27 protein-coding genes are annotated in these 26,007 nt (G+C 68.9%); 9 read left to right on the top strand and 18 right to left on the bottom strand.

The genetic code is table 11. From position 1 onward, the window contains the following. Positions 1 to 289 precede the first annotated feature (289 nt). The 7 genes from MOTC310_RS31800 to MOTC310_RS31830 form a co-directional block, all read right to left on the bottom strand. Entirely contained in the window at positions 290 to 541 is a 252-nt protein-coding gene (locus tag MOTC310_RS31800) for a hypothetical protein (RefSeq protein WP_331304652.1), read from the bottom strand. Then, positions 534 to 2,570 (bottom strand): AAA family ATPase, encoded by a 2,037-nt coding sequence (locus tag MOTC310_RS31805; protein WP_331304653.1) that lies wholly within the window; start codon positions 2,568 to 2,570, stop codon positions 534 to 536. Before MOTC310_RS31805 ends, MOTC310_RS31800 begins: the two co-directional genes overlap by 8 nt. Before the next feature lie 154 nt (positions 2,571 to 2,724). Next, positions 2,725 to 2,994, bottom strand: a complete 270-nt coding sequence (locus tag MOTC310_RS31810) for a hypothetical protein (protein ID WP_331304654.1) — start codon at positions 2,992 to 2,994, stop codon at positions 2,725 to 2,727. Positions 2,995 to 3,380: 386 nt separating this feature from the next. Further along, positions 3,381 to 5,462 (bottom strand): hypothetical protein, encoded by a 2,082-nt coding sequence (locus MOTC310_RS31815; RefSeq protein WP_331304655.1) that lies wholly within the window; start codon positions 5,460 to 5,462, stop codon positions 3,381 to 3,383. Positions 5,463 to 5,466: 4 nt separating this feature from the next. Next, positions 5,467 to 7,413: a hypothetical protein gene (locus MOTC310_RS31820; protein ID WP_331304656.1), complete on the bottom strand. Its 1,947-nt coding sequence runs from the start codon at positions 7,411 to 7,413 to the stop codon at positions 5,467 to 5,469. Continuing rightward, on the bottom strand, positions 7,413 to 8,045 hold the full coding sequence (locus tag MOTC310_RS31825; RefSeq protein WP_331304657.1) for a hypothetical protein: 633 nt from the start codon (positions 8,043 to 8,045) through the stop codon (positions 7,413 to 7,415). Before MOTC310_RS31825 ends, MOTC310_RS31820 begins: the two co-directional genes overlap by 1 nt. Before the next feature lie 137 nt (positions 8,046 to 8,182). Continuing rightward, the gene (locus MOTC310_RS31830; RefSeq protein ID WP_331304658.1) at positions 8,183 to 8,941 is read right to left on the bottom strand and encodes a hypothetical protein; all 759 of its coding nucleotides are present in this window, start codon (positions 8,939 to 8,941) and stop codon (positions 8,183 to 8,185) included. Between the two features lie 101 nt (positions 8,942 to 9,042). Here MOTC310_RS31830 and MOTC310_RS31835 point away from each other — a divergent pair, with 101 nt between their 5' ends. Beyond that, a complete protein-coding gene (locus MOTC310_RS31835) occupies positions 9,043 to 9,378 on the top strand; it encodes a hypothetical protein (protein WP_331304750.1) in 336 nt (111 codons plus the stop codon). 445 nt (positions 9,379 to 9,823) lie between these two features. Continuing rightward, positions 9,824 to 11,098 carry a flavin monoamine oxidase family protein gene (locus MOTC310_RS31840; protein ID WP_331304659.1) on the top strand — a complete coding sequence of 425 codons (1,275 nt, stop codon included), beginning with the start codon at positions 9,824 to 9,826 and terminating at the stop codon, positions 11,096 to 11,098. 181 nt (positions 11,099 to 11,279) lie between these two features. Here the strand turns inward: MOTC310_RS31840 and MOTC310_RS31845 are convergent, their stop codons facing one another. From MOTC310_RS31845 to MOTC310_RS31865, 5 genes are all read right to left on the bottom strand, one after another. Further along, the gene (locus MOTC310_RS31845) at positions 11,280 to 12,533 is read right to left on the bottom strand and encodes a cation:proton antiporter (protein ID WP_331304660.1); all 1,254 of its coding nucleotides are present in this window, start codon (positions 12,531 to 12,533) and stop codon (positions 11,280 to 11,282) included. Between the two features lie 55 nt (positions 12,534 to 12,588). After that, a complete protein-coding gene (locus tag MOTC310_RS31850; RefSeq protein WP_331304661.1) occupies positions 12,589 to 13,656 on the bottom strand; it encodes an endonuclease/exonuclease/phosphatase family protein in 1,068 nt (355 codons plus the stop codon). Beyond that, the gene (locus MOTC310_RS31855) at positions 13,653 to 14,189 is read right to left on the bottom strand and encodes a DUF421 domain-containing protein (RefSeq protein ID WP_331304662.1); all 537 of its coding nucleotides are present in this window, start codon (positions 14,187 to 14,189) and stop codon (positions 13,653 to 13,655) included. The genes MOTC310_RS31850 and MOTC310_RS31855 overlap by 4 nt, the downstream gene beginning before the upstream one ends. Positions 14,190 to 14,283: 94 nt before the next feature. Next, positions 14,284 to 14,619, bottom strand: a complete 336-nt coding sequence (locus tag MOTC310_RS31860; protein ID WP_331304663.1) for a hypothetical protein — start codon at positions 14,617 to 14,619, stop codon at positions 14,284 to 14,286. Positions 14,620 to 14,957: 338 nt separating this feature from the next. Next, positions 14,958 to 15,164 carry a fasciclin domain-containing protein gene (locus MOTC310_RS31865; protein ID WP_331304664.1) on the bottom strand — a complete coding sequence of 69 codons (207 nt, stop codon included), beginning with the start codon at positions 15,162 to 15,164 and terminating at the stop codon, positions 14,958 to 14,960. A gap of 597 nt (positions 15,165 to 15,761) precedes the next feature. Here MOTC310_RS31865 and MOTC310_RS31870 point away from each other — a divergent pair. The 6 genes from MOTC310_RS31870 to MOTC310_RS31895 all read left to right on the top strand — a co-directional run bounded on the left by MOTC310_RS31870 (position 15,762) and on the right by MOTC310_RS31895 (position 20,023). Continuing rightward, positions 15,762 to 16,091: a PRC-barrel domain-containing protein gene (locus MOTC310_RS31870; protein ID WP_331304665.1), complete on the top strand. Its 330-nt coding sequence runs from the start codon at positions 15,762 to 15,764 to the stop codon at positions 16,089 to 16,091. 26 nt (positions 16,092 to 16,117) lie between these two features. Continuing rightward, complete coding sequence (locus tag MOTC310_RS31875; protein WP_331304666.1) at positions 16,118 to 16,399, top strand: hypothetical protein; 282 nt, start codon at positions 16,118 to 16,120, stop codon at positions 16,397 to 16,399. 108 nt (positions 16,400 to 16,507) lie between these two features. Continuing rightward, the gene (locus MOTC310_RS31880; protein ID WP_331304667.1) at positions 16,508 to 17,467 is read left to right on the top strand and encodes a mechanosensitive ion channel family protein; all 960 of its coding nucleotides are present in this window, start codon (positions 16,508 to 16,510) and stop codon (positions 17,465 to 17,467) included. Further along, positions 17,464 to 18,825 (top strand): DUF2254 domain-containing protein, encoded by a 1,362-nt coding sequence (locus tag MOTC310_RS31885; RefSeq protein WP_331304668.1) that lies wholly within the window; start codon positions 17,464 to 17,466, stop codon positions 18,823 to 18,825. The genes MOTC310_RS31880 and MOTC310_RS31885 overlap by 4 nt, the downstream gene beginning before the upstream one ends. Positions 18,826 to 18,973: 148 nt before the next feature. Further along, positions 18,974 to 19,861 (top strand): YihY/virulence factor BrkB family protein, encoded by an 888-nt coding sequence (locus MOTC310_RS31890; RefSeq protein ID WP_331304669.1) that lies wholly within the window; start codon positions 18,974 to 18,976, stop codon positions 19,859 to 19,861. A gap of 3 nt (positions 19,862 to 19,864) precedes the next feature. Continuing rightward, positions 19,865 to 20,023, top strand: coding sequence for a hypothetical protein (locus MOTC310_RS31895; RefSeq protein ID WP_331304670.1), 159 nt, complete (start codon positions 19,865 to 19,867; stop codon positions 20,021 to 20,023). A gap of 122 nt (positions 20,024 to 20,145) precedes the next feature. Here MOTC310_RS31895 and MOTC310_RS31900 read toward each other — a convergent pair whose 3' ends face one another. From MOTC310_RS31900 to MOTC310_RS31910, 3 genes are all read right to left on the bottom strand, one after another. Then, positions 20,146 to 21,351 (bottom strand): DUF2252 family protein, encoded by a 1,206-nt coding sequence (locus MOTC310_RS31900; protein WP_331304671.1) that lies wholly within the window; start codon positions 21,349 to 21,351, stop codon positions 20,146 to 20,148. Between the two features lie 81 nt (positions 21,352 to 21,432). Then, the gene (locus MOTC310_RS31905) at positions 21,433 to 21,720 is read right to left on the bottom strand and encodes a hypothetical protein (RefSeq protein ID WP_331304672.1); all 288 of its coding nucleotides are present in this window, start codon (positions 21,718 to 21,720) and stop codon (positions 21,433 to 21,435) included. A 189-nt stretch (positions 21,721 to 21,909) separates the two neighbouring features. After that, the gene (locus MOTC310_RS31910; protein ID WP_331304673.1) at positions 21,910 to 22,311 is read right to left on the bottom strand and encodes an exopolysaccharide production protein YjbE; all 402 of its coding nucleotides are present in this window, start codon (positions 22,309 to 22,311) and stop codon (positions 21,910 to 21,912) included. A gap of 164 nt (positions 22,312 to 22,475) precedes the next feature. Between MOTC310_RS31910 and MOTC310_RS31915 the strand changes: the two genes are divergently transcribed. Further along, positions 22,476 to 24,389, top strand: a complete 1,914-nt coding sequence (locus MOTC310_RS31915; RefSeq protein ID WP_331304674.1) for a potassium transporter Kup — start codon at positions 22,476 to 22,478, stop codon at positions 24,387 to 24,389. A 36-nt stretch (positions 24,390 to 24,425) separates the two neighbouring features. Here MOTC310_RS31915 and MOTC310_RS31920 read toward each other — a convergent pair whose 3' ends face one another. From MOTC310_RS31920 to MOTC310_RS31930, 3 genes are read right to left on the bottom strand one after another with little or no spacing between them, the layout of a single operon-like run. Then, complete coding sequence (locus MOTC310_RS31920) at positions 24,426 to 25,121, bottom strand: VIT1/CCC1 transporter family protein (protein WP_331304675.1); 696 nt, start codon at positions 25,119 to 25,121, stop codon at positions 24,426 to 24,428. A 5-nt stretch (positions 25,122 to 25,126) separates the two neighbouring features. After that, the gene (locus MOTC310_RS31925; RefSeq protein WP_331304676.1) at positions 25,127 to 25,672 is read right to left on the bottom strand and encodes a cytochrome b; all 546 of its coding nucleotides are present in this window, start codon (positions 25,670 to 25,672) and stop codon (positions 25,127 to 25,129) included. A 14-nt stretch (positions 25,673 to 25,686) separates the two neighbouring features. Continuing rightward, entirely contained in the window at positions 25,687 to 25,905 is a 219-nt protein-coding gene (locus tag MOTC310_RS31930) for a hypothetical protein (protein WP_331304677.1), read from the bottom strand. Positions 25,906 to 26,007: the final 102 nt, after the last annotated feature.

The raw sequence follows: 26,007 nt of genomic DNA on the forward strand, positions 1-26,007 counted from the left end.
ACGGGACGCCCAATACTCCGGTCCACGGTCCGGCGACGGTTCGGCATCCTGGTCCGGGCGACCAGGGGCGGATCCCCGTCCGGCACGAAATGCAGCTGCCGGCAACGGCTTGACCGGCGCCGACCCCGTCGGTGCGGTTTTCCGGCAACCCGGCCTTAACCTTCCCGGCTTCCCGAAGCGGGTGCCCGCTTGACTCTTCGCCGGACAGGAAACCGACCGCCGACCGCGTCGCTGGTTAGGGACACCGAGCTCCTTGTGGATAAGTCCGGGCGGGCCGTCGGCCATCGTTTCAGGCCTTTCCGTCGGTGGGTTCCCGGGGTGACGCCTTCCCGGGAGCCATTCCCGGGAAGGCGATGACGGACCCGGAGGCGGACGAGCGGCGACGGGCGCCCCTCGTGCGCGCGTCGTGTTCCAGCAAGGCCGCCTCGGTCTCGTCGGACACGTACTCCAGGAGGACGGCCAACCATTCCGGATGCAGCACCCGACCGGCGCGCACGAGCGCCGCGACGGTCTCGCCGAGCAGGGCGTCCACGTCACGCATCGACGCCCTCCCGGGAAAGCGCCGGGACCGGGCAGGCACCGTGCTTGGCGATGATGCGCCTGACCTCGTCGCCGGAGAGGACGCGCCGGCTCACCAGCAGCGCCGCCACGGCGTCGATGGTCCCGGCGTGCGCGCGCACGAGCGCGTCCGCGCGTTCCTGGAGGACGATCAGGTCTTCCTCCACGCGGAGCCGGAAGGCGTCGTTGGTCCTCACGAGAGCCATGGCCTCGTCCTCGTCGCCGAGCCATGCGAGCGAGTCCCCCAGACCGTAGGAGGCATGGGCGGCGGCGACGAGCCGGGTCGCGGCGGCGAGGTCCGATCCGGGCTGGCCGGCGGAGCCGCTGTGGACGCTGCCCCAGAGCGCGTCGGCGGCCCGGCCGGCCAGCAGGGTCACGACGTAATCGTCGAGGTCGCTCCGCCTGACGCTCGACCGGACGCGAACCCGGCTGCGCGTCAGCCCGGCGTAAGGGCCGACCGGCACGGTCGAGACGGTTTCCACGTCCGAGCTCCGGGTCAGGTGGCCCGCCACGCAATGGGCCCCCTCGTGGCGGGCGATGCCCAGGACCTCCTCTGCGTCCCGGGTCTCCGGCGGGGCGACCTGCGCGACGAGGTCGGCGTGGGTCATAGGCCGGCCGGCGACCCTGGCCGTCGCCCGGGCTCCCTTCGCCCAGCCCGCGATCTCCGCCCCGGTCGCGCCGGCGCCGATGGCGGCGACGGGCCCGAGGTCGACATCCTGAAGGTCGGACCCGAGATGCTGCCTCAGGATGCCCGCGGTGGCCGCGGCGTCGGGCCTGCCGACCCTCACGATCCTGTTGAGGCGCCCGGGCCTGACCAAGGCCTCGTCCAGCCGCTCAGGGAAATTGGTCGCGCCAATGATGATCAACTGCGAAGTAGATCCGGACATCGCAGAGTCCAGGGATGTGAGAATATGGCTCGTCAAAGCGACCCAATACTCCCTATTTCTCGGATCTACTGTAGACCTGTTGGGGATCGAGTCGATCTCCTCAAGTACAAGCACGGCATGTCCGGCGGCGGATGCCTGGCCGATGACCGTATCGACCTGACGGATGATCTCGTTGAGGTATCCGCCGGTCGATGCGAACCAGGACGAGACGCTCGTCGAGAAAAGAGGCAGCTTCAATGACTTGGCTACACTGCGGGCGAACGAAGACTTGCCCACGCCTGGATCACCCGCCAGCACGATGTTCCTGTCCTCGATACTGCTCCACGGTCGAATACCGGCCCGATACTCCTCCATCGCCGCGACCAACCCGAGGGCCCAGGCCTTCGAGCCGCCCTCGTCGTAGCCATGGCATTCCTCGATGGGCCTCACGTCGGCGACGCCGGGGTCGAAGGTCGTCACGGCCCGGGCGGCTGCCTCGATGCGGCGGACGCAGGCCCGGCCGGAGCTGCCGCGGCGGATGCAGCCTGCCAGCGTCGCGAACGGCAGCCCGGACGCGATGCCGCGCGGGATGGGCCCGGGCCGCGAGCCGGTCGCGAGCCGGATGGCGGTACGCAGGGCCCGGGGGCTCGGGGACTGCAGGTCGAGGCGGATGTCGGCCAAGCCGACGAGGTTCGAGGGGAGGTAACGCTCCGGGGCATTGCTTACCCCGCAGACGTTCCGGCCGGCCCCGAGCGCCTCGGCGACGCCTTCGCACCCAACCTCCGGGCGCTCTTGGCGGGAGGCGCCCTGGCGCTTGATCACCTCGTTCCAGTCACCGACCTTCTGCATCGCGCGCGCGACCGGATCGACCCAGTCGGGGCCCGGCACGCCGATGACGACGGCGAGGCCGCGGGCCCTGGCGATGCGCCGGAGGTCGGCCGGCCTCATGGCGTCCTGGATCATCGCCATCGCCAGAAGCGTGGTGACGCGGAGGTTCGCGGCGGCTCCGCCGAAGCCCTCGACGGCGGGCTCGATGGGGAAGTCCTCGAAGGTGTCGGCCTCGGTCGGCGGGGCCGCGACGGTCGCGGGGGCGAGCCGCCTCGGCGGCTTGGGCGTGCGGGCGGTCTTGCGGGTCTGCTTGGGCATGGCGGCCTCCAGCGCGAGGCGGCCGCACGCACTCGGGCGCGCCGGTCAGGCCTCGCGGGATGATCGGGAAAGGTTGGCGACGGCGGCGGCCGGTTTCCGGCCGGGCGGCGTCGCTATGGGGAACGGGAACACGGGTTCCTCCTCGGGCTCTTCGTTACGGCTCGATGCTCTCGTCGAACGGCTCGCCGGTGGTGCGCCGGGCATGGGCAGTCACGCGGACGTCGCCCGGCCGGGGGCCGCCGATGCGCTCTGCCAGCGAAGCGGCCTGGCGCTCGGCCTCGCTGAGCACGGCGGCGCCGAGCGCGACGCGCAGCGCGGTCGCGACCCTCTGGAGCGAGGCCCGGCCCATCTCGGCGCGGCAGGTGGCGAGTTGCTCGAAGATCTGCCCGACGAGCCTGTCGGGGTCATGGAAATCGGGGGACACGGCAGCCTCCGTCGGGCCGCCGGGCGCGTGCTCGCGCCGGTCAGGCCCCGGTTGGGATCGAGGGGAGGTCGATGGGTCGGCCGGTGGCGGCGCGGGCGCTCCGCGCGACCGCCGGCCGGACGTCGGCTCCAGTTATGAGGCGGTCGAGGGGAGGCATGGCGGACGTGGTCCTCGCGTGGCGGCCGGGAAAACCCTCGGACGGCATGTATCGGCGCCGTGGCGCAGGCAAACCAATCAGCTCGGTTAACGCCGGTCAAGCAATGCCCACTGCATCTGAGTAGAAAAGCCTGGGCGATGTGGATCCCGGGTAAAACCGGGTGCGCCCTCCAAAGTCCAGTGAACCCTGGGCGGGGACGGACGAACGCTCGCCGAGATCTCCTCGCGGGCTAGGCGCTCCCTCCTGGCGTCGCGTCGATCTTGCGCCGACCGCGGGGACGCGGCGGCGGGGACGCGGCGACCTTCCGTGTCGTAGGACCTTTTGGGGCTTTCGCGGCGAGCTTGCCGGCTCGTTTAGAGGCTGTCCTCGCCTTGGAGATCCTGCGAGTGGCCTCCGCGGTGGCCGTGCTCGGATCGACCCTCCGCGCCGGCACCTTCACGATGAGAACTCCCCTGGTGGTGCCGTCCCGCAGCAGGTCGCCGACCACCGTTCGGTAGAGCGTCCTGAAGTGCCCCGACAGGCCGTCCCGGGTGGTCAGGTCGAGGACCAGGAGTATCCCGATGGGGATGTTGGTGTTCTGGTAGAGGGTGGTCTGGGCACCGTAGGAGGCGATCAGGTTCTCGAACGACGCATCCTCCTCCTCCCGCTTGATCTCGGTGATGAACCGGATGCCCTCGAATTGGTGCATGACGTCGGCCCGTCCCGCCGCAATGCCTCGAACCTCATCCACCGAGCCGAGCATCGAGTTCTGCAAGAACCGCATGAAGTCCTGCTGGAGGGACTTCTCCAGGGGGTTTGGCTCCCCCTCTCGAATGAAGAGGTAGCTGACGGTCGGGTCGACGCCAGGGCTCGGGTCCATGCGGCTCTTGAGGAACAGTAGCGTCTTGACCACGACTGCCCGCACGAAGACCCTGACGTTCGGGTTGTCGAAATACGGGAGCCCCTCGAAGGCATGCAGGACGGTCTGAACCGCCTCCATGACGGGCGGTGTTATTTGCTTGAACTCGACGTAGTTCACGTCGGCAATGACATCCCGGAGGAATTTCTCACGAAGATCGTAGGGTGTTTCGCCCTGCTCAAGGACGGCGACGACCGTGGGGCTTGCGGCCGCCGCCCCGGGAGGGTCCGGGTCATCCCCCCTCCCGAGCGCCGCGTCGGTCCTGGCGATCAGGTCCGCTGCGGCCGTGCCGAGCTCCGAGCAGCCCCGCGCCTTCAGCCAGCCCCGCAAGGCGTAGAGCTGGTCACGATGCCGGGCGTAGTAGCCCTCGATCCGCGGACGGACCAAATATTCGAGGCCGCCATCGACCGAACGCCGGAAGAGGGTGCGGTTCGCCGAGTAGACGGCGAGCAACTCGTTCTCGATGATGTGCGTCGCGTTCCACCACGCCGGTTCTTCGAGGCTGTCGGCGAGCGACCCGAGCCTGACGGCCAGCGATGCCCAGGCCGATACCTCGGCCTCCTTGGCCCCGTTTAGGAAGTCGCCCTCCTGGATCGCGTATGCCGAGTGCGCGAACGCCTCCCGACGGAGTTCCTCCAGGCGTTCCGTCCAACCGCCGACCCGCTCCTCGAAGAAGTCGTCCAGCAGCCCAATCGCCAGCGACAGCACACGGGCATCCGCCCGCGCTTCCCGTCCGGACGCGGAAGCGTCGAACCGCATCCTCGCCTCGCGCAACCGGGCCAGCACGTCGCGTCCGGAACCTGCCTGGAGCGCGTGCCCGACCCGTTCCATGCCGAGCTCGAACGACGCCTCATCGGCTGCATCGGAGACTTCGAGCAGGTCGTTGAGGAAGTCGAGGAGCGCCTCGCTCGGGCTCTCGGCGTGCAGCAGTCCTGCTATCCGGGCGGCATGCGCCAGGAAGGCCGGTTCGTCGTCGATGGCGCAATCGGCGATGACGGACGACAATCGAAGCGAGCGACGGGCGTCCTGACGCTTGGTCAGCAGCGCCCCCCGCAAGGCGGCGGTCCTCGCGCCGGCGGCGGCCGTGCGGTCCTGGGCGAGGTCAAGCCACCGCTTGAACCAAACGGCCTCGACCGCGACCGGCAGAGGGGGACGCTCCGCTACCAGATCGACGAGGGCGTTGATGCCGATGTCGCCGTCGAGACCCTGGACGACGCCTCGCGAGAAGGCATGCACGCCCGGGTCGTCGAGGTCGGCCTCGTCGAGGACCAACGCCATGTACTCCGGCACGAAGTGCGAATGCGCGATGCCATCCGCCGAGGCGAGGATGGCGGCGATGCCGCCGAATTCCGCGGCCGAGGGCGTCCGGCCGTCGCGGAGCGCCGCTTCCATCGTGGCGTCGAGTGCCTGCACGGTCTCACCAGAGGTATTCGTCGCCCTCAGCGTACAGCAGGCGCTCGCGAGGCACATGGCCCCGGATCGTGTCGTTGCTGGCGGCCGTCACGAAAACCTGCAGGTGCGGGATCTCCTTAGCGACCTCCGCCAGCCCCGCGATGAGGTTCGAGTAGTCGCGGTCCACCATCTCGTTCGAGCCGGGCGAGTCGATGAGCAGCACCCCGGGATGGCGTCCGAGCCCCCGCCGCTCCGCGACCTTGATGATGGCAATCGTCGCGGCGATCTTCAGCCGCGCCCGCTCGCCCTCGGTCTGCGTCCCGAAGTAGGCCTCTCCTCCGTTCTTCCGCATCCTGAGGTTCGTGTTGCCGAGGAGCTTGGCCTCTTCCAGGCTCACGACGCCGAAGCGGACGGCATAATCCTTGATCAGGGCGGAGACCTCGGCGAGCAGGTCGTCCTGCAAGGGCTTGTAGGCAGCCTTGGTCACCCGTTCGGCGATTTGCAGGACCTTCTGGTCGTCCGTCGTTTCCGGAGGTTTGGCCTCCTCGACGCCGAGTTCCTCCTTGCGCGCTTCCAGCCGCGCGAGCTCAAGCTCCAAGGGGTAGGCCGATGACGGTTCCGCGAGGGCGGTCTCCAGGGTCCGCGCATCGGATTCCGCGCGGCGCATATCGGTCCGGGCCGCGTCGGCGGCCTTGCCGAGCGCCTCCTTCCGGCGGTCCTGCGAGGTCAATCCCTGCTCCGCGGCCGCCACCGCGTCCTTCAGGCCGGCTTCCTGCTGGGTCGGGTTGCCCTCGGGCCGCTCGGGCGTGCCGCACACCAAGCAAGTTTGATCGTGGTGGTTGGCCTGCTTGCGCTCGTCGTCGAACTTCTCGTCACAACGTGGGCAGCAGACCGGGTCGAGCGAACGGAAGACCCTCTTCGCCGCGCGGCCTTCCCGGAATTCGCGCAGGTCGCGCCGGGCGGCATCGTGGGCGTGCTTTGCGGCCTCCCGGTCCTCCGTTGCGACGGCCAGCGACCGAACTGCGGAGCGCAACCGGCCTTGGGCCTCCGCGAAGCGCCGGTTCGCGTCCGCGAGGTCGACCCTCTGCTTCTCTGCGCTGGGCAAACCCGCCAGCTTCCGGCGCAACCCGGCGATCTCCGCCTCGATCTCCTCGATCCTGGCCCTGCGGCGCTCCCTGGTGCGCTCCGTTTCCGAGGCCGCTTGGCGACCCTCGATCTCGATCCTCGTCTGGGCAGCCTGGACGTCATTGACGGCGTTCGTCCACGGCACGCCGAGGTACATCTGCATCATGCGGGCGCCGAGGGCTTGGTAGTTCCCGAACAGGTTGTCGGGGGCCGGCTCGATCACCATCGCCCCCGAGAGCCAAACCCAATCGTGTGGTTGGTCCACGCCCTTGTCCCCACGGTCGACGTGGGTGACGAGCATCTGCAGACCCAACTGGCCCATGAAGAAGCCCGACATCATGGCCTCGAAGCCGTCCGGGGACGAGAAGGCGTCCTGCGCGAGGCGGTTGCCGCCATCAAGGCGCCAAAGGGTGCCGACCTGTGCGACGGCGTCGGTCACTTCCACCTCGTAGGCCTGACCGTCGAGCGTGAACGTCATCGTCAGGGTATGGAACGTCTCCGCGAACTCGGTCGGGACGCCTTTGCCGCGGCGCCCCGTCAGGCACCACCTCATCAACGCGAGGAGAGTGGTCTTGCCCCTGAAGTTCCGGTCGCTGACGATGGCCATGAGTCCCGGGGAGAGATCGCGCCAGGCGAAGTCCACCGGTCCGGGCGCCGTCTGGCCCTTCTTCTCGCCGGTGAAGGCGAGCGAGGTGATGCAGAGGTGCTTCGGCACCGCGATGGCCGGCTTGTACGAGACACCGTGCCTCGCGAGGACCGAGCGGACGTCATCGACGTCCCTGCGGGCCTTCTCGGCGATCTTCGTCAGGAGGGTGTTCGCGTCGACCCGCTTGATCTCGTCGGCCATCAGCCCCCCTCCCTCAGCCGCTCAAGTCGTTTCCTCACCCGTTCGGCCGTCGTCGGGATCAAGTCGCCGGCCGCCGCATCGTGGTATTCCTTCTGCCGGTGTTGGCAGGCCTTGAGGGCGTAACCTCCGCGCCCCCCGGCGACGTCCAGCACGAGGTCGACGCGGCGGTCGTACCATCCGAGGTCCGGAAGGGCGGCCACGGCCTCCCGCAACAACGCGGGTGCCCGTTCGCCGACGAGGAAATCGTGCTCGTCGTTGCCCGTCTCCATCTGGCGTGAGCGGGGCAGGACGAGGCCACGGAGCTTGAGTATGCCCAGGACGGTGTCGAGCGGCTCGTAGGCACCGAAATACCGGCGCAGCATCGGCACGCGGCGGAGGTCGGGCTCCTCGTCGGCGAAGATCCGCTCGGCCGCATCGAAGCGGGCCCGGTCCCGCGTCGTCTCGTAAAGGCTCAGCAGTTCGTCGGCCAGGTAGTCGGGATAGCGCATCCAGAAATCGAGCGCCTGCACCTTCGTCTCGCCCCGGAAGACCCTGTCGTATCCCGCGACGGGCTCACCGACGTACGGGCGGCTGCCCCTCACGAGGATGAAGAGGATGCGCAGGGCATTGCGATGATAGTCGACCTTCGCCATTCCAAGTGGCCGTTCCGGCTGTCCGAGCGGGGGGTATCGACACGAATCGTCCGCCCAAGCTTACATCTTTGAGAACTCGAAGTTGCGGCCCGCGTGTCGGCGGGCCGTCGCCTGTCCCTCGACAGCGCTCACGGTCGCTACTTGACCGACCGGCGTACGAGCCGGGCCAGGGGGGCGCCCAGGTGGACGTGCTGCCGCCCCGCCGCGATTTCGCGCAGGTCGGCCTCGGCCATCTCCATGCCCCGGAGGGCGCACCGGATCTCGATGGCTTCCTCGCCGCCGTTGACGAGGTCGTCGCGCGTAAGGCGGACGCGGCCCGAGAAGAAGCCGAGGGTGTCGAGGTCGGCGACCGCCTGCCGGACCGTACTGGCGGTGGCCAGGTAGTAGGCCCACCCGTCGCCGCCGTCGCCCGTCCACGAGTGATGCTCGTAGTCCATCCAGTCGGGGAGAGCCGGGGCCGGAACGAGGCCGGCGGCCTCGATGTTGCGCAGGCTCGCTTCGTTGTCGCGCTTGACGATGCTGATCAGGGTGTCGGTGCCTCCCTCCTCCGGCTCCGACGAGAAGACCGCGTGGACGGCCACCCGGGCGGCGATGAACATCCGTTGCACGTTGAGGGGCCTGCAACCCCCGAGGGGCCGCGTCACGCAGGTGCCGGAGAGCTCGCCGACGTGGGCCGTGAAGCCGTCAGGCGAGAAATCGAACGTCGCCGACGCCGCGACGTAGCCGCCTCCGTCCTCGGGTTCGATGACCATCAGCCGGCCCGTCTGCAGCGCCTTGTTCAGGGAGCCGATGGAGGGTGGGGGCGAAGCGACCTTCGCGTTGGCGCGGTAGAAGTTCATGAGCCGCTCAAGCTCGCCCTCCGTCGCGTAGCGCAGCACGAAAAGCGTTGGCTTCACTTGGTTGGATCCGGAACCGCAACTTGCGTCAATCATTGCATCTTGCATCGTCGGGCTGTACATTCCCTGGCGTGGTGCCGTCCGAACCGGGAGGGTTGATCATGGACCGTCAGCAGCAGGCTGCATTCCTCGACAGCGAGAGGGAGATCCACGACCTCCGCTTCAGGCTGCTCGATGTCCGTATCGGACAGATCGACCGCTTCGACGCTGATGAGGATTTCGCGGCCATCGTCACCAAGGCGCTTGAGTGTGGCCTTGGCAAGGAGGAACTCCTCGCCGAGCTTCCCTGCTCTTGGTCGACAGTGACGCGTTGGGCATCCGGGCAGGTCAAGCCAGCCCGCATCGCCCGTCGCGCCATCAAGGCCAAGCTCATCGAGATGCTGGGGCGCAAGCGTTCCGAGCATATCGAGGAGGCCCGCCACCTCGTGGCGGCCTGAGACAATCGCCTGCCGGGTCTTTCATCGGGCCGGCAGGCGTCCGTCTGCTCGCGCGGGTCGATGCCGCTGTCCGGACCGACCCGACAGACGCGGTAGAGCCCGTATACGTCGCTGAGCCGCTGTTCCTCGCGGGGCCCGCCCTCTTGGCCGGAGCCGTCCGAGGACACGACGATGTTCTTCGCCACGGTTCTCCCTCGGAGCGGCCAGGCACGGCTTTCCGCCGGTCGAGGTGCCCAACCTGCCGGTTCGTCGTTTGTTCCGATGGAAGCGCCGCCGTCGACGCGTGCGAGTGGTAGCGGGAACCGCGACCAGTTACCCGACCCCGGAACCGCTTTCCGGCGCCTACGGGTCAGCTCCCCGAAGGCCGTTCGCCCGAGCCCGCCGGAGGTCGAGACGGATGCTCAAGTGGTTGTCCCGTCCGATGGCAGGCCTCACCTAAGGCCCCATGGCCAGCGAGTTCGACGTCGTCATCGTGGGGGGAGGCGCCGCCGGCATCGGCGCGGCGCGCAGGCTTGCCGCCGGCGCCGCATCGACCTTGCTGCTTGAGGCGTCGTCGCGCATCGGAGGGCGAGCCTACACGCAGGACCTTGGAGGCTACCCCCTGGACCTAGGCTGTGAATGGCTGCACTCGGGCGACCGCAACGCATGGGTCGGCATCGCCGAGGCATCAGGGTTCACGGTCGACCGTAGCGATCCTCCTTGGACCAAGGCGCACCCTGGCATCGTCCAGGACGAGGACGGTCAGAAGGCTGCGTGGCGGGCCTACGGCGACTGGGAGGAGCGGCTCCGCATGGTCGCGCCGGGCAGCGACCGAGCCAGTGATGCCTTGGAGCCGGGCGGCCCCTGGAACGGCTATGTCCGGGCCATCGCAGGGTTCATGAGCGGAGTCGCGCCGGAGTGCATCTCGGCGACCGACTACCTGACGTACGACGACGCCTCGACGGGCAAGAACTGGAACCTGCCGCTCGGCTACGGCACCCTCGTCGCCGCCAGCCTACCGTCCTCGGCGACAGTCAGGCTGGCTACGCCCGCCGAACGGATCGATATGACGGGTGACGGCGTCGAGGTGACCACCCGCGTGGGTGCCGTCAGGGCAAAGGCCGCCATCCTCACTGTCTCGACCGCGGTCCTGGCCGGCGACGCGATCCGCCTTCCCTCCGGGGTCGACCCCTGGCGCGAGGCGGCCGCCGCACTGCCGCTCGGCCGCAACGAGAAGATCTTTCTTGAGATCGGGCGCGACACCGCGTTCGGGCCGGACACGCATGCCTACGGTAACCTGAAGGACCCGAGGTCCGCCGCCTATTCGATCCGTCCGAACGGCTGGCCTGTCATCGAGGCGTTCCTCGGTGGCGAGGGCGCAGGCATCCTGGATGAGGAGGGACCGGCCGCCGGCTTCGCCTTCGTGGCGTCGGAGTTGGTCGGCCTGTTCGGCAGCGACGTGGCGTCGGCGATCCGCCCGCTCGCGGCGACCTCGTGGAGCCGTATGGCGTCCATCGGCGGCGCGTATAGTTGCGCGCTGCCGGGGCAATCCGATGCGCGGGCGAGGTTGGCCCAACCGTTCGAGAACCGGCTCTTCTTCGCTGGCGAGGCGACGCATCCCTTCGACTTCACGACCGCCCACGGTGCCCACGACAGCGGGCAACGCGCCGCCGACGAGGCCTTGGCTGCCCTGCGGAACAGCCATGTCCCGGATAGGCGAGATCCCCCGTTCGCGGCTTGACCGGCCAGATTGTAGCGCCCAGGCTTTTCCGGTACCCGACGGCCCAGGCCCCGCCCTGCACGCGCGCGCCCTCTGGCCCCGCCGAAACCGACACGGGCCCGCCGTATCCTGGCATCACCGGATCTGGCCGAACCCCTAATCCGGCACGGGCGTCCGACGCCGCGAAGACGCCCCGTACCGCCTAGGTCGCGCGCAGCGTCTTCCGGGCGACGAGGCCGAGCGTCGAGCCCTGCACGACGATGGTGAACAGCACCACCGCGTAGGTCGCCGCCAGGATCGCGGGCTTGGCGTCGCTCTCGGGAACCGACAGCGCCAGGGCCACGGAGATGCCGCCGCGTACCCCCGCCCAGGTCAGGAACGGCACGTTGCGCGGCGAGAGGCTGCCACCCCAACGGAAAGCGAGGAGCGGCATCGAGACGGCCACCAAGCGGGCGACGAGGACGATGGGGACGGCGCAGGCCGCGAGGGCCAAGCCACCGAGTTCGAAGCGCAACACCAGCACTTCCAGTCCGATGAGCAGGAACAGCACCGAGTTCAGCACCTCGTCGATCAGGGTCCATAGCGCGGAGACGTAGCCCTGCGTCTCCGCGCTCATCGCGTCGCGCGGCGCCCGGTCGCCCACGAGCAGCCCGGCCGCCACCACCGCGAGGGGCCCGCTCGCGCCGAGCTTCTGCGCGAGGGCGTAGGTCCCGGCGACGAGGGCCAGGGTGATCAGCACCTCGACCGGGAAGTCGTCGATCGCCCGCATGGCCCGGTAGGCGACGTAGCCGGTCACTACGCCGAGGGCGAGGCCGCCCCCGGCTTCCTGCAGGAGGAGCTTGGCGATGCCGCCCGCGCTGGTGGCCTCGCCCCCGGACCCGGCCGCGAAGGCGAGCAGCACCGTGAACAGCACGATGCCGATCCCGTCGTTGAACAGGGCCTCGCCCTGCATCTCGACCTCCAGCGCCTCCGGCACCTTCACGTTCTTGAGGGTGGCGAGCACCGCGACCGGGTCGGTCGGGCTGATGAGGGCGCCGAAGACGAGGGCCCAGGCGAGCGGGACCGGCCGGCCGATGAGGCCGGCCGCCAGCCAGAACGCGCCTCCGACGATGGCGGTGGAGATCAGGGTGCCGACCAGCGCAAGCGTCGCGACCGGCCAGGCCCGGTTGCGGAGCATGTGCAGGTCCAGGCTCATGGCCCCGGCGAACAGCAGGAAGGCCAGCATGCCGTTCATCACCACCTCGGTGAAGTCGACCTGGGCGAGGACCTGCGTGAGGTCCCCGTAAAGGTGCTGGCTCGGAAAGGCGAGGTCGAGGCCGACGAGCGACAGCGACGCGAGCATGCCCATCACCAGCAGGCCGATGCTGTGCGGCATGCGCAGGAAGCGTCGGTTCAGCCAGCCGAACAGGGCCGACAGCGTCAGCAGCAGGGCGGCGAGGTCGAAGATGGAGATCATGGGCGTCCCTCGCCCATGCCGCAGCGGGCTGCGAGGGGCTTCCTGGAAGATCTGCTTAGCGCGCCTGCAGCCGTTCGGTTGCCCCGGCGGCCGAGAGCACCGCGTTGGCGGTGGCGACGTCATCGGCGTCCCGCGGCGGAGGCGTCTTCGGGTGTTCCCCCGTCCGGCGGCAGAGACGGACGAGATAGGGGAAGTGGTCCGAGCCGAACGCGTCGAGGCGCTCGATGGACACCGTCGCGAAGCCTCCCTCGTGGAAAACGTGGTCGAGCGGCCAACGCATCCAGGGCGAGTGCGCGTTCCAGGTCGCGACGTAGCCGTAGCCGCGACGCGGGTCGATCAACCCGGACAGCCTCGCCATGCGCTCCACCGCGATCTCCCAGGGCGTGGCGTTGAGGTCGCCGGCAAGGACGCCCGGCTCGACCCGGTCGCGGAGGAAGGCGGCCGCCGCGTAGAGCTGGGCGTCCCGTCCACTGGCCGATTGCCAGGGTTGCGGAGGCTTCGGGTGGACACCGACGAAGTCGACGACCTCCCCGGTGCGCAGGGTGACGCCGGTCACGACCGCCGGCGTGTCCTGCCCGGCGAGGTGGCGGATCTCGCCGTTCACCAGGGTAAGCCGCGAGAACAGGTGGATGCCGTAGTACGACCCCGTGATCCGCTGCAGGGAATGGGGCATCGACCCGAGCACCGGCTTCAGGGCCTCGTCCCACCACGCGTCGGTCTCCATCGCGAGGAACAGGTCTGGCCGCTCCCGCCCGACGGCCCCGATCAACGGCCGGGCGTCGCGGTTCCCGAGCTGCACGTTGGCGACCAGCACCGAGAGTCGGCGCTCGGCCGGGCACTCGTCGACCCGCAAGCCGCGGGTGGGCAAGTACGGCCACAGGATCCAGACGTCGACCACGAGCGCGCAAACGACGAGTGCGAGAACCGGCGCGGTTGACCTGCGAGCCTCGCGAAGGAAGCAAAGGAGACCGACGGCGACCGCCGCGAGCGCGGCTGCGAGCGGCAGGCGCGGGAAGTCAAGCAGCCGCACCGCCCACCACTCGGTGGGGATCAGCGAGATCAGGCTCGCGGCCGCGAGGACGGTGCCGAGCGGGAGGAGGGCATAAAGGATGACGGCCTTCACGGCCGGCCAGGCATGGGTGAGCTTGCCTCAGGCCACGGAACGCCGCTCAGGCTGTCCTCACCGTCGGACAGCGACTTGAGCACGCTGATCGAGCCGTCGGTCTCCAGCACCACCGCGGCGGCCTGGGAGAGGTCGTCCAGTCCCTCGGAACGCAGGGCTGAGAGAACGTCGTCCCGGGTCATGCGCTGGCGGCGCATCGCGCCCTCGACCAAGTGGCCCTTATGGGCGAGCAGTGTCGGCTCGGCCTTGATCAGCGACCTGACCCAAGCGGAACGCACGCTCGACCACGTGATCACGTACTGCAGCCCGATCAGCGTCGCCAGCGCGAGTACGCCCTCCAGCAGTGCCACGGACTTGGTCAGGACGATGGAAGACAGCGTCGAGCCTAGCGCCACGGTCACGACGAGATCGAAGGCGTTGAGCTTGGTCAGGGTCCGCTTGCCCGAGATCCTCAGGAACAGGATCAGGGCCACGTAGGCTAACGGGCCGACGACAATGACCCTGAGCAGGCCGGACCAGGTGTCGAAGAACATCGAAGGTAGCCTCCGGGAGGGTTCCCCGGAGGGATGGGCCTTGACTGACGGGCTTCCCACGGGGATGCCCACGAACGTTCCAAACGATCAACGGTCAGCGCATGTCCTTGGGCAGATGCTCGACCGGATCCGTCTTGCTTCCTCGGCCCTTGGACTGCACCGAGCCATCGGACTGCATCACGTCGGTCGAGGATTGGATCGCGCCCGGTGGCGCGACTTGGCCATTGCCCTCATGGCGGGCATCCCCGACGTCCTTCGCAGTGGAGGTTCCCGACGGCAGGGTCGCGGGCGTCGGCTGGTCGATGGAACTGACGGCAGACTGCGCGGCCGCGGGAGCGGCGAGCGACATGCCTGCGACGAGAAGCAAAGGCCCGACAACGCGCGTGGCCACGCCATGGGCTGCGTATCGGGCACGGACGGGCAAGTTCATGGGAAGGGTCCTGTCGAACTGGCCGGCATTGGGGGGTGTAGATCCGAAGCCGCCACGGCGCCCTTTGGTTCCTGTCCGAGCGCCAGCTCCGCCGATTGGCGACGATCCACTTACCGGACGGCGGGCCCATCACGTCTGCAGGCCGGTGCCGAGGCCAGGCCATTCCCTGGCGTGGGATCGGACCGGTCGATCAATGCCAGCCGGCCGCAGTCCATTTGGAGGGTGAGCACCTCGCCCTCGACCGTCGTCTGGTTCGCGGCCTCGTCACCCATCTTTGCCCTGGCCATCTATTCCTCGGCGTGGCGCTTGCCCGGCACGACGCGGTAGGTGAGCACCTTCTACGGGGCGCCTTTCACGTCAGGCTCCATCAGCTTGTGGACCATGCGGGCCGGCAGGTTCTCGAAAGCCTTGTTGGTCGTCGCGGAGACGGTGAGCGGACCGTTGCCGCTGAGCGTGTCGACGACGCCGGCCTTCACGGCGGGGACGGGGGTCGTGAAGTTGTTTGCCTTGGACGCGCCCTCCATGGTGGTCGTGCCGGCCCACATCGGCGCTCCAACGACCTCGGGGAGGGTCCGGCGAAGACAGGTCCCGCGGCAGGCATGCCGACGACAGTCCGGGTAGTGGGTGCCAATGGAAGTCCCACGTGCATGATCGAGGCTCGACCATCGAGGCTCGCGACGGCACTGCGGGAGGGTAGTGGTCTCGGCTCTCAAAGCAACGAATAGAAGTTATTGTCTATCCAACTGGCGACGAAGTTAGACCAATCTCGTTCATGGCTGGACGCCGGTGGTCACAGAGTTCAGTTGCCTGAATCAATCCGACTCGAAATCATTCAGCAGTTCGCGGACAAGGCGGCCTTTGGTCGAGTCGTCGCCGGCAAACAGCCGATTTTTCTGAACGTTTCCTGAACGAGCGGGTTGTCTCCTCGAACGGTGCAGCCTTGAAGGGCGCGAGCCTGAACCCCTCGGTGGGCGAGCCCGCTGCACCTACCTCACCACAATCGGGAGACTACCTTGACCTATCGGACGATCACCGCCGCGCTCGCCCTTGCCTGTCTGTCGGTTCCGGCGCTCGCTCAAACGACGCCCGCGGCTCCGGCATCGGGCACGGCGATGCCCGCATCTTCCGACATGGGGATGAAGATGGCCGATACCGCGACGGTCAAGCTGAAGTTCGTGACCGTGAAGCCCGCCGACGTGATGTCGTCGAAGCTCGTCGGCACGACCGTCTACAACAACAAGAACGAGAACGTCGGCGAGGTCGAGGATCTCGTGATCGAGAATGGCAAGACGATCACCGGCGTCGTGGTCAGCGTCGGCGGCTTCCTCGGGATGGGCGAGAGCTACGTCGTGCTCGACCCGTCGACGCTGGCCATCAGCGACAAGGACGGCAAATGGGCGGTCCACGCCGACACCGACAAGGACACCCTGAAGAACGCCCCGAAGTTTAGCTACTCTAAGAAGAAGAGCTAATCGCACAATACGGAGGAAACACGATCATGAAGCACACCATTCTCGCTTCTGCGCTGTTGGCAGGCCTCGGCCTCTGTGCCTCCACCCTGCCGTCGGCCGCCTTGCCCATGAACGCCTCCGGCGTATCGGCATCGCACCGGATCGACCTCGTGCAGGTACGCATGTCGCGGCGCGAAATGCGCCGCCACCGCATGATGCGCCACCACCGGATGCGGCAGGGGTCGGCCAGCCGCGGCAATGCCGGGATGCCGTCGCGCGGCGCCCGCGGGCAGCAGTACGGCGGAACGACAGGTGGCCCACGCCACTGACCTGACCACGCGTGGCCCGCGGGGCGCGACGCTCTCGCGGGCCGAAACTGAAGCGCCGCCGGATGGCATAGTTGCCTCCGGCGGCATGCTCATTCCCCCGGGTATCCAATGATCTTCTCGGAAGCGCTCGGGCGCCTCGAAGTGCTCGGCCGCTCGGCGTCCGCCCTCCTGCCCGGGCTCGTCATCGCGCTGGTCTTGTTCGGTATCGGGTTGCTGATCGCCAAAGGCGTACGTGCGGCTGTCAGGCGGGCGGCGGAGATGCGCGACGCCTCCCCGGGCTCGGCTGCCGTGCTCGGGCGCATCGCGAGCGGCGTGACCCTCTTGGTTGCGTTCCTGGTCGCGGCCTCGGTCGCCTTCCCCTCCGTCTCGGCCGCCGACCTGTTCAACCTGCTGGGCATCGGCGGTGTCGCCATCGGCTTCGCCTTCCGGGACGTCCTGCAGAATTTGCTCGCCGGCATCCTGATCCTGCTGACCCGCCCCTTCGTCATCGGCGACCAGATCCGCGCCGGCTCCTACGAAGGCACCGTCGAGGACGTCTGGGTGCGCGCCACTGTCCTGCGCACCTATGACAACCAGCGCGTGCTGATCCCGAACGCCACGCTGTTCGTCGACAAGATCACTGTTATCACCGCCCACGACAAACGCCGGCTCGCCTTCCCGCTGACCATCGGCAACGGCGACGACATCAAGCACGCGCGCCGCGTCATCGTCGAGGCCCTGCGTGCGACCGAGGGGGTGCTGCCTGAGCCGCCCCCGGAGGCGCTGGTCACAGGCCTCGGGGCGGCAGGCGTCGACATGACGGCGCGGCTCTGGATTGATCCGCCCCGGCGGCGGGATGCTGTCGACGCGCTCGACCACGCCATCTCCAACGTGAAGGATGCGCTCACCGCGGCCGGCATCGACCTGCCGTACCCGACGAGCCAGGTGCTGTTTCACGATCAGACGGAGGAGACCGACGGCGACCGCTCCCGCCAGCGCGAGGGCTGGCCAACCGGCAGCAGCCCGCCCGGCGCCCGTTGGCGGGTGCTCCGCGATGATCGGGGCGGACGCGAGGAGGAGCGGACATGAAGGCGCGGCTCCAAGCCTGGATCGAGTGGCTGGGCGACCAGTTCTGGCTGCGTCCGGCCCTGGTCGTGCTCGGGTGCCTCGTCCTGGCGCAACTGGCGGTCTGGCTGGAGACGGCGCACATCGCCGGCCACGACGCCTCCTCGCCCCAGAAGAACTGGGGCTACACGGGCGGCGCGGAGGGTGCGCGGGCGCTGCTCGGCGCGGTGGCATCCTCGACCATCGGCGTCGCCGGCACGACCTTCTCCATCACCATCGCGGCCCTGACCCTGGCGTCCGGTCAGATGGGCCCGCGACTCCTGCGCAACTTCACCCGCGACGCCCGCAACCAAATCGTCCTCGGCATCTTCCTCGGCACGTTCGCCTACGCGCTGATGGTCCTGCGCACGGTGCGCACGGTGCAGGAGAGCCCGTTCGTCCCGCACCTCGCCATCAGCGGCGCCATCGCGCTGGCGCTCCTGTCCATCGCCACCCTGGTCTGGTTCGTCCACCACATCGCCACCGGCATCAACGTCGAGACCGTGGTCGACGCCGTCCATGGCGACCTGCGCGACGCGGTCGACGCCCGCACGTTGGATGCCGCCGACATGCAGCGTCCGGCCGAGGCACTCGGGGGAGCTCCGGTTGCGGCGACGGAGGGAGGCTACCTGCAGGCGCTCGACGTGGACGGGCTCGCGGATTGGGCGCACGCGCATGGGGTCGTCATGGCCCTGCGGGTTCGCCCCGGCCATTACGTCCCGAACGGGTTCCCGGTCGCCTACCTTTCCGCCGCCGCCGAGGGGACCGGCGACGCCGTTCGCCGGGCGCTCACCTTCGGGCCACGGCCGGCAGCCCTGCAGGACCTGGAATACTCGATCCGGCAACTCGTCGAGATCTCGGTACGGGCACTTTCGCCGGGGATCAACGACCCGATGACGGCTGCCAGCGTGATCGACCACTTGGGCGACGCGCTCTGCCGGATCTCGCGCCGTCACCTGCCCACCGGGGCGGTCGAAAGAGAGGGGCGCATCGTCCTCGTCCATCCGGTGACCGACTACGCCGGCCTGTGCGATGCCATGTTTCATATGATCCGCCAGAATGCCGCCGGCTCGGTGCACGTCCTCGCGCGGATGCTGGACGTGCTCGCGCGGGTGAGCGAGGTCGAACGTCTCACGGATCGGGTGGCCGAGGTCACCCGCCATGCCGGTCTCGTGATCGCCGCCGCTCGACGCGACGTGCCCGATCCCGATGATCTTGCCGACCTCGAAGAGCGATACCGCCGATTCCTGCGCGCGGCGCACGGTGGCGTCACCGCTACCGGCTCAGATGGAGAAATGCGTGCGACGTCGGCGTTCTCCCACCCCGACCAGGCGCCGCCGTGAAATTCGATCCGGTTTCGCTCGACGAGATCCCCGGCGACGGGCCCTCCTCTGATGGGGAGAACGACTCACGCGAACAAACCTACGACGGGATTTCTTTTCAGATGCCGACGATGTTCTGCCCGGAGCCTGCCCTACCGCCGAGCGAGTCGTGAGGGGCGCAATCGACCGGATCGCCCGACATGCGGCGCGCGAAGCATTGACGGACCAGGTGAGCTTCGTCGCCTCCGGCGTCGCCTTCCGTGTTGCCCTGGCGGTATTCCCCGCGGTCGCGCTCGTGGTCTGGCTAGGCAGCCACCTGCTCGGTGTCGACGAGGTCCGCGGCTTCCTTCAGGGGGCCATGCAGGCGGTGCCGGATAGCACACGAGAGATCGTGCGACAGGCCGTGAGCGCCTCGATGGCGAAAAACCCGTCGGATCGCGGCGGCGACCTGCTCGGCCCGGCCGCTCCGCTGCTCGGCCTTGGCTTTACCTTGTGGAGCGCGAACAGCGGGATGCGTGCGCTGTTCAAGGCTCTCAACCTGATCTTCGACGTGCAGGAGCGCCGCAGCTGGATACGCTTCACCGTCGTCACCCTGCTCTGCACGCTGGGGACCCTGGTCGTGCTGGTCTGCGCGATGATGTTGGCCGTCCTCGTGCCGCACGTGCTGCCGCGGGAAGGCGTCTACGCCACCCTATCGCCCTTGCGCTGGCCGGTCCTGTTCATGGTGCTCGCGCTGGCTCTGGCTACGCTGTACCGGCTCGCCCCCTTGAACGGGCGGGAGGGCTGGCCGTTCGTGACCGTCGGCGGCACCGTCGCCGCGCTCCTGCTGCTGCTGACCTGTGGCTTGTTCTCGTGGTTCACGGGCCGGTTCGCCAGCCTCGCCGTGACCTACGGATCGCTCAGCACGGTCGTGGCTTTCCTGCTCTGGCTGTGGCTCTCCTTCGTGATCGTGCTGTGCGGCGCGGAACTCGACGCGGCTATCGGCGGGGAGACCAGCCTCTACGGAAGCGGCCCGGCGAGCGACCGGTCCCCGGACGCTTCTGGTCGGAAGGGGTGAGCGATGTTCGTCGATCCCTGGGCTGGCTTGCCGCGCGTCTGCGTGGTTGGCATCCTCGGCGAAGCCATGCCGATCATGCTGGTCAAGGGCGAACGTGCTCAGACCAAGCTCGACGCGTGGACCGGACTGTCACTCTGGGGCTGGGCTCCTCAGCCGGCTTGATCAGCCCGACGAACGCCTTCGCCTTGCTGGCATGAGCGCATGCCGCGCCTTTGCCGGGGCGGGATCCCGCCTCCCTCTTTTTGCTCGTGCGGCGCGCAAGTCTGCCCCGTCGCGCAGCAGGCTCAATGCCGGTAGATCAGGTCATGTGCGCAGCAATGTTCGAGGTAGGCCGCCTCGTGACGTCCTGACATCGCGACGACGGCGTGCCAGAGCCAATCCGGTGCGTCGATCTCGGCGGCACCGCGCTGGCGCACCGCCCGCCGCCAGTCGTCACGCGCTTCCACGCTCATCAACCGGCCGTGGCTGTCTCCGACCACGTAGGCGAGATAGCCTGCCACGGCGAGCGCGGACTTGGAGGCGAACTGATCGACCTCGATCTTCAGGTCCTGCGGCAGCAACTCGCGCACGAAGACCGGCTTATCCATGATCCTCCCGGTACCCATGCGCTCCCCCAGGATCGGCGAGAGTGCCCGCGCACCCGCGACGACCCGCTCGGCCGGGTCATTGGGCATCGCTTCGGGCCGTGCCGCCGGAGCTATCGGAGCCTCGGCCTCCTTGATGTCGAACAGCGCGTAGCGCGGTGCTGCGCCGCCGTCCCAGATCCCGATTATGACGGCATAGCGCAGCAGTTCGAGCGAGCTGCAGCCCTTCACCCAGTAGGCTGCGTCGACAACCTCGATCCGCGCCTCGGCGCCGCGATGGTGAAGCTTGAGCACGAGGTCGCGCATTGCGGGCTGGGCGAACAGCGCGACGATTGCCGCTCGCTCCTCAGGCGCCAGCGGCCAGAATTTTTTGCCGGGATCAATCGAGGGTGTCCTGTGTTTCAGGCGGTCCCTGGCAAGGTGCTTCCAGCTGCGGTCGAACGCGCAGCGCTGCGTCGCCTCGACCAGGTCCGGTGCCTTCGGGACCTCGTCGCGGCGTCCCCGGGCGAGCGCCAGGGCGTAGTTGCGTACGACCTCCTCGACCATGCGCGCGGTCACGGTTCCGCAGAGGTCGGAGGAGCGCGCGGCCGAGGCCAGCGACAGGCATAGCCGGATGATGTCGTGACCCGGATGCCCGACCACAGACTGATCGAAGTCCCGGATCTGGACCGCGACATGCCCGTTCGATCCGGCGAGCGCGCCGAGGTTCTCGATATGGCAGTCACCGCAGATCCAGATCGGCGGCGTCTCGGGTAGGTGGAGCTTGGGCATCTCCCCGAGCCACTCGTAGAACTGTCGCGTATTTCCGCGGACATAGCCGTGGGCGGTGCGCGCCATCTTGCGCAGCCGCCGACGCTCCAGTGCCGCCTGGCGCTCGCCGGGCTCGTAGATCCGGTATTTGGACATGAATGGGCTCCGGAGGCCGGGCGCCGGACGGCCGGCGGTCCGCGACGCGATCATGGATACGAGCGGCGACCGCCCCCTCGATCAGTTACGCCGCCGCTCGATCCTGTCCGGATCGAACGCCGTGTTCCTTTCGATGGCCTTCCTGCAGCGCGTTGAGATGGACGAGACGTTGCGCTTGAAACAGGAGACGATGCTCGCCCGGCTGGTGTCGGAGGGCTCGCAGAGCCGGAGGTAGTCCGACGTGCAGTAAGGCTTGAGCTTGGCGCGCAGGGTCTTCGCATCGGCCTGGCCGCCCGCCGAGAACAACAGCAGGACCGACGCCGCCAGGAGGGCGCAGCGCATCGGCGTATCGAATGTGGCCTTGAGCACGGGTCGCCTCTCGGTCGTCGGGAGCGGGTCGAATGCGGAACGGCAGGTTTGATCCGGGAAGGTGCGAGCCACTTCGGGGCCATGCCCGCAACATTTCCAGTAAGGCAGCCATCGGCGGTGGTCGCCGGACACGAAAGGGCCCGCCGCGGCGGTTCCGGGCGGGCCCTCGACGAACGGCTCGGGGATGCCTCAGCAACCGTCGTCCTTGGCGGCTTGATCTCCGAGCTTCTGGTTGGCCCCGGCGTTGTTCATGGCTCCGACCGTGCCAGGCGAGGCCGGCTGTTGGCCGCCAGCGAGATTCTTGCTGGACGTGCCCACGCCGGCGCCCTGGTTGATGTTGGCTTCCGAGCCAGGCTTCTCCCCGAGCTTCTGACTGGCACCGGCGGCGTTCATGGCACCGACGGTGCCCGGTGAGGCGGGCTGCTGGCCGCCGGCCAGGTTCTGGCTCGACTTGTCGACGTCAGAGCTCTTCGGGTTCACGTGCCCGGGCGTCGGGTCCTTGGCCTTCGTCGCACCGGTGTTGCACGGGGCGGCGAACGCCGGCACCGCGAGCGCGAAGCTCGCGATGGCCGCCATGACGAGCGTCTTCATGGGATCTCCTCCCGGTTTGATGTTAACTTTCAAGGACCGCGAACAGCCCGAAGTTCCAATCCACGTGGGAGAGACCGGCAATTCTCCAACACCATCCGCGAACGTTCCCGGCGCCGGGCCGTTGAGTGCCGGGCCTGCCCAGGCCCGGGTTGGGGAGACCATCGATGTCCGCTGGCGCCACGACCGAACCCACCGCGCACGGCAGACCGGCTCCCCCCGAGACGGGACACGGGTCCCAGACCGGCTTCTGGGCGCTGGCACTCGGTTCCGTGGGCGTGGTCTACGGCGACATCGGCACCAGCCCGCTCTACGCGCTGAAAGAGTCGCTGCATGCCGCCGCGGGCGGCGGACATGCACCCACGCGCGAGATGGTGTTCGGCGTGGTCTCCCTGATCCTCTGGGCACTCATCCTCATCGTGACGCTGAAGTACGTGCTCATCGTCATGCGCGCCGACAACGACGGCGAGGGCGGGACGCCATCCCTTGTGGCGCTCGCCCAGAGGGCACTCGGCCGGTCCGGCGGCTTCGTAATCGTCCTCGGCATGATCGGCATCAGCCTGTTCTACGGCGACGCCATCATCACGCCGGCCATCTCCGTGCTGTCCGCCATCGAGGGGCTGAAGCTCGTGACGCCCGCCCTCGACCCCTACGTCCTGCCCTTGAGCCTCGCCATCCTGGTCGGGCTGTTCGCGGTCCAGAGCCACGGCACGGCGCGGGTGGCGTTGTTCTTCGGTCCCCTGACCGCGTTCTGGTTCACCGTCATGGCGCTCGGCGGCCTCAGCCACCTGCTCGACGACCCGAGCATCGTGGCCGCCTTCAACCCGACGCACGGCATCGCCTTCCTCCTGAGCCACGGCACCGCCGGCCTTCTTGCGCTCGGCGCCGTGTTCCTGTCCGTGACCGGGGCGGAGGCGCTGTACGCGGACATGGGCCACTTCGGCCGCCAGCCGATCCGGGCGGCGTGGTTCGGCCTCGTCCTGCCGGCCCTGGCGCTGAACTACCTCGGGCAGGGCGCGATGCTGCTCGCCCATCCTGAGCGGATCGAGAACCCCTTCTTCCTGCTCTACCCGTCCTGGGCCCTCCTGCCGATGGTGCTGCTCGCGACCGTGGCGACGGTCATCGCCAGCCAGGCGGTCATCACCGGCACGTTCTCGATCACGCAGCAGGCCATGCAACTCGGCCTCCTGCCGCGGATGCGCGTCCTGCGCACGTCAGAGACCGAGAAAGGCCAGATCTACATCCCACGGGTCAACTGGTGGCTGCTGATCGCGGTCGTGTTCCTGGCGGTGCTGTTCAAGTCGTCCAGCGCGCTGGCCGCCGCGTACGGCATCGCCGTCACCGGTGACATGGTGATCACGGCGTGCCTCGTCTTCGTCGTGGCGTGGCGGTTCTGGCGCTGGCCGCCGGCAGTCGCGGCCCTCGTCCTCGCGCCCTTCCTGCTCGTCGAGCTGGTGTTCCTGTCCGCCAACGCCCTCAAGATCCTCCACGGCGGCTGGGTGCCCCTGACCACAGGCGCCGCGCTCGTCACGGCGATGTGGACCTGGAGGAGGGGTTCGGCGCTGATCGCCGCGCACATCCACGAGCACCGCGTTCCGCTGGCCGACTTCACGCGCATGGCCGAGACCGGCTCGGTCCTGCGCGCTCCGGGAACGGCCGTGTTCCTCACCGGGTCGCCGCAGGACGCGCCCGGGGCGCTGATGCACAACGTGAAGCACAACCACGTGCTGCACGAACGCAACCTCATCCTGACCGTGGTGACCGAAGAGGTGCCCAGGGTGTTCGAGGCCGGACGCGTCACCGTCGAGCGACTGTCCGACGCCTTCGTCGGCGTGACGGTGCGTTACGGCTTCACGGAATTGCCTGACCTGCCCCAGGCCCTCGCCGGCGCCGGGCTCGACGCCGGCGGCCTGTCCTACTTCCTGACGCGGAGGGTGCTGGTGGCCTCGCCGGTGACGGGCATGCCGGTCTGGCAGGACCGGCTGTACATCGCGATGGCGCTGGCTGCGACGGACGCGTCCCGCTACTTCCGCATCCCGGCCGAACGGGCCGTCGAGATCGGCGCGCGGATCGACATCTGAGCACTTGCCTTGCCGGCACTGTTGCCGCAGCGGCAGTCAGACAGCCTTGCCGACCAAGCTCCCGATGCCGGCCGTGACGGCCATGGCCAGCACGCCCCAGAACGTCACGCGCGCCGTGGCCCGCGCGATGGGGGCGCCGCCCGCCGTGGCGCCGAGCGCGCCGAGCACCGCCAGGAACACCAGCGAAGCCCCCGACACCGTATAGACCGCGACGTTGCCGGGCGAGAGCGCCGCCGTCGCCAGGGGCAACGCCGCGCCGGCCGAGAAGGTCGCCGCAGAGGTCAGGGCCGCCTGGACCGGGCGGGCCGTCGTGACCTCCGAGATGCCGAGCTCGTCCCGGGCATGGGCGCCCAGCGCGTCCTTGGCCATGAGCTGGTCGGCCACCCGCAGGGCGAGCGCGTGGTCGAGGCCCCTGTCGACGTAGATCCGCGCCAGCTCCTCCCGTTCGGCGGCCGGGTCGTCGGCGAGTTCGCGCCGCTCGCGGGCGAGGTCGGCCTGCTCGGTGTCGGCCTGGGAACTGACCGAGACGTACTCGCCGGCCGCCATCGACATCGCGCCCGCCACGAGGCCCGCGCTGCCCGCGACGAGGATCTCGCCGGTGTTGGCGGCCGAGGCCGCCACGCCCACGATCAGGCTCGCGGTGGAGACGAGGCCGTCGTTGGCGCCGAGGACGGCGGCTCGCAGCCAGCCGATGCGGTCGATGAGGTGCCTCTCCTGGTGGACGGGTCGCATGGTGGTCAGGTTCTCCGAGGCAGCATGCGCTGCAGGACGGCGTCGTGCCAGAGGTAGTGGTGCACGAGCGCGGCCGCGGCGTGGAACAAGGCGACCGCCATCAGGATGTTGGCGGCGAACCCGTGCCAGTGCGTCAGCGACCGGCGCCATTCCGGGTCCCCGACCTGCGGCAGGCTGATCGGGCCGAGCGAGACGCCGCGGACGAAGGCGTTGGCGATGCCGAGGCCGACGACGACCAGCAGCAGGACGTAGAGCGCGGCGTGGGTCGCCTTCGCCAGGCGATGGAGGGGCCCGGGCTCCTCCACCGGCAGGTCTCGGCCCCCGGCCCGTCGCCAGAGGAGGAAGGCAACGACGAGCCCGGTGAGGACGAAGCCGAAGTCGAAGTGGGCCGACCAGAGGCCGGAGCGCAGCGCGCCCTTGGGGACGAGGTCTTCGAGGAAGGTCCCCACCAGCCACAGGACGAGCACGAGTGCGGCAGTCAACCAATGCAGCGCGATGGTGCCGCCGTCGTATCGCGTCGCCGGCCGCGTCGTATCGTCGGGTCCCGTCATGGTCGAGGTCCTGCCTATGCCGGTGGTGCTGCCTGGGGATGACGGTCGCCGATGGCTTGACGCACCGGGGCCACCGCTCGCCTGCCCTTTGCGCTGATGAACCAGAGCCCCTCGGGATCACGGCTCGACAACCGCGGGCGGATCAGCCCGCGCTCCCGCAGGGACCGGACCGTGCGCATCTCCCACGGCTGGGGCGAGACGAGCGGCCCCTCCCGGTCGAGCCGGATCAGCATGGCCCGCTGTCCGGGCGTGAGGGGCGGCCGGGACGCCGCTCGATCCCGCGAATGCATCGCTTGTTTAGAATTAATGTAAACTAGGTGCAGGTCAAGGGAGGC

The sequence above is a fragment of the Methylobacterium oryzae genome (assembly GCF_036441375.1).
Lineage (GTDB): Bacteria > Pseudomonadota > Alphaproteobacteria > Rhizobiales > Beijerinckiaceae > Methylobacterium > Methylobacterium oryzae_A.